The organism is Jeotgalibacillus sp. R-1-5s-1, from assembly GCF_004405105.1.
Lineage (GTDB): Bacteria > Bacillota > Bacilli > Bacillales > Jeotgalibacillaceae > Jeotgalibacillus.
This window is the reverse complement of record NZ_SORW01000016.1, coordinates 1-11,611: the sequence shown is the minus strand read 5'-3', so window position 1 is coordinate 11,611 and position 11,611 is coordinate 1. Positions and strand designations below refer to the sequence as shown.

Genomic DNA, 11,611 nt, shown 5'->3' with positions numbered 1-11,611 from the left:
TCTTCCTACTTCTCCCTATCAAAGCTTTCATGTATCGTCAATCGTTGATTTGCGTTCTATAGACATACTATATACTATTCTTTTCAAAATGTTAATTAGTCAGCTTGCTTAATCGTGCGATGACTTTTTCTTTTCCTAATACTTCGATCGCATTCGGCAATTCAGGACCGTGCGTCTGACCCGTTACAGCGACACGAATCGGCATAAAGAGCTTTTTGCCCTTGTGACCCGTTTCTTTTTGTACAGCCTTGATCGCTTTTTTAATCTGGTCGGCTTCAAACGCCTCAAGCGCCTCAAGCTGTCCGATAAAGGAAGCCATCACCTCAGGCACCTGTTCCTCTGCGATGACTGCACTTGCCTCTTCATCATATTCAATCTCATCTTTAAAGAACAGCTCAGATAATCCGACAATTTCAGCACCGTAGCTCATCTGCTCCTGATAAAGGGCAACTAAATTCCGCACCCACTGCTCCTGCTCAGGCGTGCGGTCCTTCGGAATTCTTCCTGCCTCTTCTAAATGCGGAACAGACAGTTCAACCACTGTATCAAGATCAAGCGTCTTCATATACTGGTTATTCATCCACTCAAGCTTCTTCGTATCAAACACGGCCGGTGATTTTGACAGGCGGTCCGCATCAAAAATATCGATCAGCTCCTGCTTCGAGAAGATTTCCTCTTCCCCTTTTGGTGACCAGCCAAGCAGTGCGATAAAGTTGAACAGCGCCTGCGGCTGATAGCCCAGATCCTTATACTGCTCGATGAACTGAATAATAGAGCCGTCACGCTTGCTCAGTTTTTTACGTGCTTCATTGACGATCAGTGTCATATGCCCAAACGTTGGTGTGTCCCATCCAAATGCTTCATAGATCATCATCTGTTTAGGTGTATTTGAAATGTGATCATCTCCACGTAAAACATGTGAGATCTTCATATAGTGATCATCAACGGCAACAGCAAAGTTATAAGTCGGGATACCATCTTTCTTAACAATAACAAAATCGCCAATACCATCGCTGTCAAACGATACGTCATCTTTAACAATGTCATTGAAAGTATATGTTTTACCTTGAGGTACAGCAAAACGAATGCTCGGTTTACGGCCTTCGGCTTCCAGTGCTGCGCGCTCATCGTCCGTTAGATTGCGGCATTTCCCACTGTAGCGAGGCATTTCCCCGCGGGCACTTTGCGCTTCACGCTCTGCCTCTAATTCCTCTTCAGTACAATAACATTTGTATGCAAGCCCTCTATCCAGAAGGTCAGTATAAAGCTCCTTATACAAATCATTTCTTTCTGATTGACGGTACGGTCCGTAATCTCCACCAACATCAATACTTTCATCCCACTCAATACCGAGCCATTTTAAGTAACGAAGCTGAGATTCTTCTCCACCTTCAACATTTCGTTTTGCATCTGTATCTTCCACGCGGATAATAAACTTCCCGCCTTGATTTTTTGCAAACAAATAATTAAATAGGGCTGTTCTGGCATTCCCTACATGTAAATATCCTGTTGGACTTGGTGCATAACGCACGCGAATTGGTGTAGACATAACGTTGTCCTCCTGAAAATGGGTTTATAGTTTTTGAAGAAGAATGACAGCCTGTGCGGCGATGCCTTCTTCGCGTCCTTCAAATCCGAGCTTTTCGGTTGTCGTTGCCTTTACATTGACCTGGCTCTCATCAGCTTCTAATAGAGATGCAATGACCGCTCTCATGTCACTGATGTGCGGCGCCATCTTTGGCTTTTGTGCAATAATCGTACAATCAATGTTTCCGAGTGAATAACCTTTTTCCTTCACGATTCCCCATACGTGCTGAAGCAGCTTTTTGGAATCCGCTCCTTCAAACGCCGGGTCTGTATCCGGAAAATGACGGCCGATATCCCCTTCGCCAATCGCACCGAGTGCCGCATCTGCCACGACGTGCAGCAGTACATCGGCATCTGAGTGACCGAGCAGTCCCTTTTCATGCGGGATCTCGATTCCCCCGATGATCAGCGGACGACCTTCCGTCAGCTGGTGAACATCATAGCCCTGTCCAATACGAAACATAGGTGTTGCTCCTCTCTATTCGTTACGTGCAGCAGCCATTTTGGTGAGAATCGCTTCTGCAAATAATAGGTCCTCTTTTGTTGTCAGCTTTATATTATCATAATCTGATTCAATAACCGTCACTTTTCCGCCCATTTTTTCAACAAGCGAGGCGTCATCCGTTCCGGTAAAGCCCTCTTCTTCAGCGGCTTTGTGTGCCTGTAAAATCAGATCAAGGCGAAAAGCCTGCGGTGTCTGAACAGACCACAGGCTTGCGCGTTCCACCGTTTCCGTTACGGTTCCGCCCATTACTTTTTTAATCGTATCCTTTACCGGTACTGCAGCAATCGCACCGTCTGAAACTTGCGCTTTTTTGGCAAGTGAGTGAATCGTCTCTTTTTTAATAAAAGGACGAGCGCCATCGTGGATCATCACAATGTCCGCTCCCGCCTGTTTCAGCGCTTCATATACGCTGTTCTGACGTTCTTTACCGCCAGGAACCATTGCTTTAACTTTTGTTATGTTATATTCGGCAAGCAGCCGGGTCAGCTCTTCGCGGTCATCAGGGTGAATCGCCAGCAGAATCCCGTCACATGCTTCATCCGCTTCAAATACACGCAAGGTGTGAATGATAACCGGAACTTCTTTTACCGTCAGAAGCAGTTTGTTACGGTCTGCTCCCATCCGCTTTCCCTGCCCCGCTGCCGGAATAACGACTTCATAATTCATGATGTTCTCCTTTTATAACGCCTTTTCCTTACCGTATGACTTCGGTTTGGCAAAAATCATCCGGCCAGCCGATGTCTGAAGGACGCTGGTCACAATCACTGTAATGTTTTTACCGATAAAGTTCTTGCCGTCTTCTACGACGATCATCGTGCCATCGTCGAGATACGCAATCCCCTGATTTTGTTCCTTACCGTCCTTGATCATCTGGACGAGCATTTCCTCACCCGGCAGCACGACCGGCTTGACCGCATTGGCAAGGTCATTAATGTTAAGCACCTGCACGCCCTGCAGGTCACATACTTTATTTAAGTTGAAATCGTTCGTTACAACAATTCCGTTCAGCACTTTCGCGAGTTTGACAAGCTTGCTGTCGACCTCCTGGATATCTTCAAAATCACCTTCATAAATCGTGACCTTAATCGGAATGTCTTTTTGAATTCTATTAAGAATGTCCAGTCCGCGACGGCCGCGATTTCGCTTCAATGCGTCTGATGAGTCTGCGATGTGCTGCAGTTCTCCAAGCACAAACTGAGGAATGACGATCTCTCCGTCAAGAAATCCCGTCTGGCAAATATCTGCGATCCGGCCGTCAATGATGACGCTCGTATCCAGAATTTTGTGGTGTTTGGAAGCGGGAACTTCAGCAGCTGCTGCTTCTCCGTTATCCGTTTTTTTAGTCGCCGAATGGTTTCGGGTAAAAAGCTGGATCAGTTCATCCCTCTTTGTAAAGCCAACCTGAAACCCGAGGTATCCGAGAATGAGCGTTAACAAAATCGGGATTACCGTATTAAAAATCGGAATTTCAATATCCGTAACCGCAACTCCTACAAGAAATGCCACAATCAGTCCGATGATGAGTCCCAATGCGCCAAACAGAAGGTCTGTTACCGGGGCCCTGACAAGTGAATCCTCCGCCCATTTAATAAAGTTAACCACATACTTAATAGCCCAGAATGTTGCCGCATAAAAAATAATCGCTCCTAAAATGGCAGTGACATAGGCATTGTTTATGAATGCATAATCTAAATTAAAAGGAATAAGAACTAATTCTGGAAGTAAAAAGATGCCCAGTGTTCCGCCGACAATCAGAAAGCAAACCTGAATAATTCGTTTTAACATTCCTTCACCTCCCTGGTGATTTTTCAGCACCTGTAGTGCTTGTGAAAAGATTAGCATGGTTTAGAATCGCAAGTCAATTTAAACACAAACGTAACATCATATCATAGATGTAAATATGTCACAATCCACATAATCCCAATCAATGATCTGCTAATGACTGATCTTTAACGGATCGTAAGCCTTCTTTGATTTTCTTCGCGCGAATTTCTCCAATACCTTCAACACGGTCGAGCTCCTCTACCGTCGCCTTCAGCATATTCGGGAGATGCCCGAAGTGATTCACGAGGTTTTCGATGATCATAACAGGGAGCCTCGGGATTTTATTCAATACCCGGTAACCCCTCGGCTCTACCAGATCCTCAAGCGGAACATTAGAGGCATGGCCGAGCAAATCCATCAGCACGTCGTCATCAAGTACTTCGGAGGATACCATATTTTCAAAATCCTCAAGCAGGTCATGGTATTTAATAATCCGGTCTTTTGAATAATCCCTGATGACCATGCGCGCTTCCTTCTCAAGGTCTGCCAGCAGCTCATGTAACTGCAGGCGGACAAGACGGCCTTCTGAACCAAGCTCATTTAAGTAAAGAAGGAGTTCATTCTTAATCCGGATAACCATTTCAAACCGGTGCAAAACGAGCAGTACATCATTGAATGTAGAGGCATCCTCATATTCAAGCAGTGTTAAATGAGAGAGGCTTTGATCAAGTACAGAGCGGTATTTCTCCATCGTCTGCAGTGCCTGGTTGGCTTTCGCGAGAATCACGGCGATTTCCTTCAGTGCATAGCGGTACGTTCCTTTGTAAAGCGTGATCACATTTCGCCTTTGTGAAATCGCGATTACGAGCGAATCCGTTTCCCGTGCCACACGCTCTGCTGTGCGGTGCCTCATCCCTGTCTCAGAGGAAGGAATGGATGGATTCGGATTCAGCTGAGCATTGGCAATCATGATTTTACTACCGGACTCGTTCAGAATAATCGCCCCGTCCATTTTCGCCAGTTCATATAGGTAGGTTGGAGAGAAAGGACACTGGATCTGAAATCCTCCGTCCACAAGCGGCTTCATTTTATCATTGCATCCGACGACAATTAATCCACCGGTCCCAGCGCGTAACACGTTATCAATCCCCTCCCGAAAAGGGGTTCCCGGTGCCACAAGCTGAATGATATCAGCAGAAGGCCGCTTACGCTTTCTCTCCTCCATCGCCTATCCCTCCAATGTTTTCTTTAACGCTTCCCCGACATTTGTGACACCGATTACTTCAATGCCCTCGGGAAACGTCCAGCCTCCAATATTGTTTTCCGGAATGATGGCGCGCTTAAAGCCGAGTTTAGCCGCCTCCTGCACACGCTGCTCAATCCTCGATACACGCCTGACCTCGCCTGTTAAGCCGACCTCGCCAATGATACAGTCAAACGGCTTTGGCGGCTCATCACGGTAGCTTGACGCGATGCTGACAAGCACGGCTAAATCAACAGCAGGCTCATCCAGCTTCACACCACCGGCTACTTTTAAGTAGGCATCCTGCGTCTGCAACATAAGCCCTACCCGCTTTTCAAGGACAGCCATCAGCAGCGAGACGCGGCTCTGATCAATTCCGGTGGCCATTCTTCGCGGGTTATTAAAGCTGGTTGGCGTCACAAGTGCCTGAATTTCAACGAGCACCGGACGGGTTCCCTCCATGGAAGCCACAACCGTGGAACCGGCCGCTCCCTGTGAACGCTCTTCAAGGAAAATTTCAGACGGGTTGGCTACCTCCTGAAGACCCGCTTCCCGCATCTCAAAGATCCCCATTTCATTCGTGGAGCCAAAACGGTTTTTAACAGCACGTAGAATCCGGTACGTATGATGTCGCTCTCCTTCAAAATACAGAACGCTATCCACCATATGCTCTAAAATCCGCGGTCCTGCAATAGAGCCTTCTTTTGTGACGTGGCCCACTATAAAGATGGCTATGTTTTTCGTTTTTGCGATCCGCATCAGTTCCGCTGTACATTCACGAACCTGCGTCACACTTCCCGGCGCAGAAGTCACTTCGGGGTGATAGACGGTCTGAATGGAGTCGATAATAACAAACTGCGGTGCAACCTGCTCGATCGAATGAGCGATGGATTCAAGATTCGTTTCAGCGTAGATTAAAAGCTCCTCTGACGTTACGCCGAGACGGTCTGCCCGCATCTTCGTCTGCTTGACTGACTCCTCACCGGAAATATAAAGCACTTTATTTTTCGTTTCTGCCAGTTGGGACGACACCTGAAGTAAGAGAGTGGATTTCCCGATCCCCGGGTCCCCTCCAATTAAGACCATTGAGCCCGGTACAACGCCTCCGCCGAGCACACGGTTTAATTCCGGCATCATCGTTTTAACACGCGTTTCATCCTGGGTTTCTATTTTGACGAGTGGAGTTGCCTTGGACTGGGTTCCTTCGGGTGTATGGGTAAAGGACTTGCGGGGCTGTTTGCCGGTAATGGTGATATCCTCGACCATCGTGTTCCACTCTCCGCAGCCCGGACACTTCCCCATCCATTTCGCTGACTCATAGCCACAGGACTCACACATAAACTTTGTTTTTTTCTTAGCCACTTAACTGCTGCCTCCTAACGATGAAAAAAGGTGCACGTGCCTTTTTCCTTAACACGTGCACCCTCTGACGATTGCTTACGACGTAACGTCTGCTTCTTCTTTACGGATCACCGTAAATTCGCCGTCCTTATAATCAATTTCAACCGTGTAACCCTGTAGTACGTTTCCTTTTAACAGTTCTTCAGAGAGACGGTCTTCGATTTGTTTCTGAATGGCTCTGCGCAATGGACGCGCACCGTATTCAGGATCGAATCCTTCATCGGCAATTCTGCTCTTCGCTTCTTCTGTGATGGATAGCGTAATATCCTGCTCCTTCAGACGCTTCACAAGCTCTTCTGCCATTAACGAAACGATTTCTTTCAAATGCTCTTTTTCAAGAGAGTGGAAGACGATCGTTTCATCAATACGGTTTAAGAATTCAGGACGGAAGGCACGCTTTAATTCCTCCAGCACCTTGCCTTTCATATCCTTGTAATCCTGATTGGAATCCTGTACAGCGAAACCGACATGCTTATTCTGCTTCAGCGCGCTGGCTCCAACGTTGGACGTCATGATCAGCACAACGTTTCGGAAGTCAACTGTGCGTCCTTTAGAGTCTGTCAGGCGTCCATCTTCAAGCACCTGCAGAAGAATGTTGAAGACATCCGGGTGTGCTTTTTCAATTTCATCAAGCAGCACAACCGAGTAAGGCTTACGGCGAACCTTTTCCGTCAGCTGACCGCCTTCTTCATATCCTACATAGCCTGGAGGTGAACCGACCAGACGGGATGTCGAGTGCTTTTCCATGTACTCAGACATATCGATCCGGATCATCGCATCCTCATCACCGAACATGGATTCAGCCAGGGCTCTAGCAAGCTCCGTTTTACCGACCCCTGTTGGTCCAAGGAAAATGAATGAACCGATCGGACGCTTCGGATCCTTCAGACCGGCACGTGCACGACGTACGGCTTTTGAAATAGCCGTCACAGCATCCTTCTGTCCGATCACGCGGCCATGAAGTGTTTCTTCAAGGTTCAGAAGCTTCTGTGTCTCTGTTTCTGCCAGACGCGATACCGGAATTCCTGTCCATGTGGATACAACATGTGCAATATCCTCAACTGTCACTTCAGTATTTTCCTGACCCTGCTTTTCTTTCCATTCCTTCTTCGTTTCTTCTAGCTTTTCCTTCGTTTTCTGTTCAGAATCACGAAGAGAAGCTGCCTTTTCAAACTCCTGGCTCTGCACCGCAGCATCCTTTTCCTTACGGATACCCTCAAGCTTTGCTTCAAGTTCCTTCAGGTTTGGAGGCGTTGTATAAGAACGAAGACGAACCTTGGATCCGGCTTCATCGATTAAATCAATCGCTTTATCCGGAAGGAAGCGGTCTGAAATGTAGCGGTCTGACATTTTAACTGCTGCTTCAATCGCTGCATCGGTAATCGATACGCGGTGGTGTGCTTCATAGCGGTCACGCAGTCCTTTTAAGATCAGTACAGATTCTTCCGCTGTTGGCTCATCAACCTGAATCGGCTGGAAACGGCGCTCAAGCGCTGCATCTTTTTCGATATATTTACGGTACTCATCAAGTGTTGTCGCGCCGATACACTGGAGCTCTCCACGTGCAAGGGATGGCTTGAGGATATTGGATGCATCAATCGCACCTTCTGCCCCACCAGCGCCGATCAGCGTATGAAGCTCATCAATGAAAAGAATGATGTTGCCGGCCTGACGGATTTCATCCATCACTTTTTTCAGACGGTCTTCAAACTCACCGCGGTATTTTGTACCCGCAACAACGGTTCCCATATCAAGCGTCATCACGCGCTTATCACGAAGAATTTCAGGCACTTCATTCTGTACGATCTGCTGGGCAAGCCCTTCTGCGATGGCTGTTTTACCAACACCAGGCTCCCCGATCAGCACTGGATTGTTTTTCGTACGGCGGCTTAACACCTCAATCACACGCTGAATTTCTTTGCTTCGGCCAATGACCGGATCCAGACTTCCTTCACGTGCAATGACCGTTAAGTCACGGGCAAGACCATCAAGCGTTGGCGTGTTAGCCGCTGCATTTGAACCACCCTGCTGTCCGCCTGCCTCATTGCTGCCAAGCAACTGCAATACCTGCTGTCGCGCTTTATTTAAGCTCACACCAAGGTTATTTAATACACGCGCCGCAACGCCTTCACCCTCGCGGATCAGACCAAGAAGAATGTGCTCTGTTCCGACATAAGAGTGTCCAAGCTTGCGGGCCTCATCCATTGAAAGCTCGATGACTTTCTTAGCACGTGGTGTATAGTGCACGCTAGGGGATTGTTCTGTCCCTTTACCGATCAGCTCTTCAACCTCTTCCTGAATCTTTGCCGTGCTTAAGTTCAGTGTCTGAAGTGCCTTTGCTGCAATGCCTTCACCTTCGCGGACCAGACCTAACAGAATATGTTCAGTGCCAATATTTGAATGGGATAGGCGAATCGCCTCTTCCTGTGCCAATGCCAATACTTTTTGTGCTCTCTCTGTAAATCGTCCAAACATCATATCTCTGATCCTCCTTTATCCTTCTTTTCTTCCATCTCCAACCGTTCCCGGATCAGCGATGCGCGTCTCATGTCCCGCTCCACCGGCCGTAAAAACCCTCCAGCATATTGCTGAAGAAAGCCCGGCTGCGTTAAAATCATCAGTTCGTTTAAAATCGATCTCGACACGTTCTCGATGAATCCTAAATCGATGCCAAGACGAACATCCGACAGACATTTAGCCGCTTCCTTCGACTCAAGCACCCGACTGTAGCGCAACGTCCCGTAAGACCGGAAAACGCGGTCCTCAAGCTGAATGCCTGAAGCCTTCACCAACGCTTCCCTGGCTGACTTCTCCTGGGCAATAATCTGATCCACCACCCGCTGGAGGTCCTCCACAATGTCTTCCTCAGACTTGCCGAGTGTCGTCTGATTCGAAATTTGAAAGATGTTACCTAAAGCTTCGCTACCTTCCCCGTAAATTCCTCTAGCCACAAGACCAAATTGTCCAATTGCAGGAATAATTCTATTCATCTGATGCGTCATCATCAATCCTGGTAAATGCATCATAACAGATGCACGCAACCCTGTCCCCACATTTGTCGGACAAGTCGTCAAATACCCGAGCTGCTCATCAAAGGCGTAATCACAATGCTGCTCAATCGCATCATCAAGCTGCAGTGCTTTATTTAATGCTTCCTTCAACTGGAGCCCCGGAAACAGACACTGAATCCGCAAATGATCCTCTTCATTGACCATAATGCTGATCTCTTCGTCATCTGATAGCCAGACAGCCGAAGCGCCTGAATCCTCCGCCAGATTCGGACTGATCAGATGCTTTTCCACCAGCACCCGTTTTTCAAGCCCCTGAAGCTCTTCCATTTTCAGCACTTCAAGTCTTTCATCCGCTTTATGAACAGCTGCGCTCACTTCCTCAGCCACAGCACGCGCTTCCTCTTTCGTAAATACAGTCGGGAAAGCATACTTACGGTGATTTCTCGCTAAACGAATCCGGGTCGATAAGACAATCTCAGAGGATGGCCCCTCCTCATTCATCCACGAGCTGACAGCCTGATTCAAAAATTTTTCCAAACTCATGACTGACTGCCTCCCTCACCGCGAATCTCTTTTTCCATCACGCGAATTTGATCCCGAACCGTCGCAGCCCGTTCAAACTCCTCTTCCTCAATTAAAGACTTCAGTTCAGCACGAAGCTCCGTCACCTTCCGCTTCAAATGAATCGTGCCTCCCTGTCTCTCAGGAAGCTTTCCTTGATGCGTTGTATTTCCACTGTGCAATCTTTTTAAAATCGGAGGCAGCTCATCTCTGAACGACTCATAACACGACGGACAGCCAAACTTCCCGATTTTCAAAAACTGCTGAAATGTCATCTGACAGTGACTGCATTTCACAGGCTCACGCTCCGGCTTTTGCGGCTGACTCGGCTGCATTACCGGCGACACATTCAATAAACCTGCCAATAAGTTATTAAATGAAAAAGCACTGTCATCTGACATAAACGCTTCACCCTTATCCTGGGCACAGCTGTCACACAAATGAACCTCGGTCTTCTGCCCATTCATCACTTTTGTAAAATGCACAGAAGCCGGTCTCTCCTGACATTCCTGACATAACATCTTGATCACCCCGCGACCTATTGAAATTTTAACGTCATCAGCATGGCTGTCAGAATGCGGCCGCGCACTTCATCCCGCAACGGCAAAGGCACATTCAGCGTCGTCCGGTCCATTGCACTCAGCATCAGCTTTGCCTCCCGCTTCGAAATACATTCCTCATCAATCAGCCTGAACACAACATCCTCCGCCATCGACTGTGAAACAGACGGCTGAAGAATATTTAAGATCTGATCAATCAACTCAGAACGGCCATGCGTTTTTACCTTAATAATGCGTATATACCCTCCGCCTCCGCGTTTACTCTCAACGAGATAACCCCGTTCAACCGTAAACCGCGTCTTCATCACATAATTGATCTGAGACGGAACACAGGAAAATTTCTCAGCAATCTCACTTCTCTTTATTTCAACTATTTCACTGCCACTTCCATCTAAAACCTGTTTCAGATAGTTTTCAATGACATCTGTGATATTTTTCATCAAGCCACCTCCTCCACCTTGACTTTGACTATCTTTGACTATGATTATACAACAGTGGGATGAAGGACTGCAATTGATTGACTGCAGCGCTGGTGGGGCAGATGTTCGACGATTATTGCAGGGGATTCGACAGCCTTTAGGGTGTTTTTTATAATATGGACTTATGAGTAAGGTCACTTTCTTTTCTATTCTTCAAACTATTGATCTTATTCGATATACTTTCCCGGTTATTCTACAAACTTCGTGCCTTATTCTGTGTACTTCGAGAAACATCCCGGCGAAGATCGGGGGGCTCTGAATGCATTTAGGTAACTGGAGGTTGTTGTCCTTTCATTAAAACCAGTTCGGAATTCTATGCACTTACTTATGCTCTTATTCGATATACTTCCTCATTTATTTGATACACTTTACTTCCCACTCTGCATACCTCTACAAAAACAACACAAAAAAGCCTGTAACTCATCAATTGAGTTACAGGCTTTTTTAAGTGCCTAGCGACGTCCTACTCTCACAGGGGGAAACCCCCAACTACCATCGGC

The 11,611-nt window shown here is 47.2% G+C and carries 10 protein-coding genes and 1 other annotated feature (1 of these 11 cut by a window edge); all 10 genes read right to left on the bottom strand.

Annotated elements, in window-relative coordinates; genetic code table 11:
* Window positions 1–31, bottom strand: a binding site (T-box leader) (it extends 195 nt beyond the left edge of the window).
* A gap of 60 nt (window positions 32–91) precedes the next feature.
* The gene (gene gltX / locus E2491_RS07625; protein WP_134374615.1) at window positions 92–1,549 is read right to left on the bottom strand and encodes a glutamate--tRNA ligase; all 1,458 of its coding nucleotides are present in this window, start codon (window positions 1,547–1,549) and stop codon (window positions 92–94) included.
* Between the two features lie 24 nt (window positions 1,550–1,573).
* Window positions 1,574–2,050, bottom strand: a complete 477-nt coding sequence (gene ispF, locus E2491_RS07620; protein ID WP_134374613.1) for a 2-C-methyl-D-erythritol 2,4-cyclodiphosphate synthase — start codon at window positions 2,048–2,050, stop codon at window positions 1,574–1,576.
* A 15-nt stretch (window positions 2,051–2,065) separates the two neighbouring features.
* Window positions 2,066–2,758, bottom strand: a complete 693-nt coding sequence (gene ispD, locus E2491_RS07615) for a 2-C-methyl-D-erythritol 4-phosphate cytidylyltransferase (RefSeq protein ID WP_134374611.1) — start codon at window positions 2,756–2,758, stop codon at window positions 2,066–2,068.
* A gap of 12 nt (window positions 2,759–2,770) precedes the next feature.
* Window positions 2,771–3,877: a PIN/TRAM domain-containing protein gene (locus tag E2491_RS07610; RefSeq protein ID WP_134374609.1), complete on the bottom strand. Its 1,107-nt coding sequence runs from the start codon at window positions 3,875–3,877 to the stop codon at window positions 2,771–2,773.
* Window positions 3,878–4,016: 139 nt separating this feature from the next.
* Entirely contained in the window at window positions 4,017–5,081 is a 1,065-nt protein-coding gene (disA, locus tag E2491_RS07605; RefSeq protein WP_134374607.1) for a DNA integrity scanning diadenylate cyclase DisA, read from the bottom strand.
* Between the two features lie 3 nt (window positions 5,082–5,084).
* Window positions 5,085–6,461 carry a DNA repair protein RadA gene (gene radA / locus E2491_RS07600; protein ID WP_134374605.1) on the bottom strand — a complete coding sequence of 459 codons (1,377 nt, stop codon included), beginning with the start codon at window positions 6,459–6,461 and terminating at the stop codon, window positions 5,085–5,087.
* Window positions 6,462–6,536: 75 nt separating this feature from the next.
* Window positions 6,537–8,978, bottom strand: a complete 2,442-nt coding sequence (clpC, locus tag E2491_RS07595) for an ATP-dependent protease ATP-binding subunit ClpC (RefSeq protein WP_134374603.1) — start codon at window positions 8,976–8,978, stop codon at window positions 6,537–6,539.
* Entirely contained in the window at window positions 8,975–10,054 is a 1,080-nt protein-coding gene (gene mcsB, locus E2491_RS07590) for a protein-arginine kinase McsB (protein ID WP_134374601.1), read from the bottom strand. Before mcsB ends, clpC begins: the two co-directional genes overlap by 4 nt.
* The gene (gene mcsA / locus E2491_RS07585; protein WP_134374599.1) at window positions 10,051–10,593 is read right to left on the bottom strand and encodes a protein-arginine kinase activator protein McsA; all 543 of its coding nucleotides are present in this window, start codon (window positions 10,591–10,593) and stop codon (window positions 10,051–10,053) included. Before mcsA ends, mcsB begins: the two co-directional genes overlap by 4 nt.
* A gap of 17 nt (window positions 10,594–10,610) precedes the next feature.
* Window positions 10,611–11,072 (bottom strand): CtsR family transcriptional regulator, encoded by a 462-nt coding sequence (locus E2491_RS07580; protein ID WP_134374597.1) that lies wholly within the window; start codon window positions 11,070–11,072, stop codon window positions 10,611–10,613.
* Window positions 11,073–11,611 lie beyond the last annotated feature (539 nt).

Excerpts from the sequence above, each read along its gene's own strand:
- gltX (WP_134374615.1), bottom strand. The coding sequence starts at position 1,549 with ATGTCTACACCAATTCGCGTGCGTTATGCACCAAGTCCAACAGGATAT.
- ispF (WP_134374613.1), bottom strand. The coding sequence starts at position 2,050 with ATGTTTCGTATTGGACAGGGCTATGATGTTCACCAGCTGACGGAAGGT.
- ispD (WP_134374611.1), bottom strand. The coding sequence starts at position 2,758 with ATGAATTATGAAGTCGTTATTCCGGCAGCGGGGCAGGGAAAGCGGATG.
- E2491_RS07610 (WP_134374609.1), bottom strand. The coding sequence starts at position 3,877 with ATGTTAAAACGAATTATTCAGGTTTGCTTTCTGATTGTCGGCGGAACA.
- disA (WP_134374607.1), bottom strand. The coding sequence starts at position 5,081 with ATGGAGGAGAGAAAGCGTAAGCGGCCTTCTGCTGATATCATTCAGCTT.
- clpC (WP_134374603.1), bottom strand. The coding sequence starts at position 8,978 with ATGATGTTTGGACGATTTACAGAGAGAGCACAAAAAGTATTGGCATTG.
- mcsB (WP_134374601.1), bottom strand. The coding sequence starts at position 10,054 with ATGAGTTTGGAAAAATTTTTGAATCAGGCTGTCAGCTCGTGGATGAAT.
- mcsA (WP_134374599.1), bottom strand. The coding sequence starts at position 10,593 with ATGTTATGTCAGGAATGTCAGGAGAGACCGGCTTCTGTGCATTTTACA.
- E2491_RS07580 (WP_134374597.1), bottom strand. The coding sequence starts at position 11,072 with ATGAAAAATATCACAGATGTCATTGAAAACTATCTGAAACAGGTTTTA.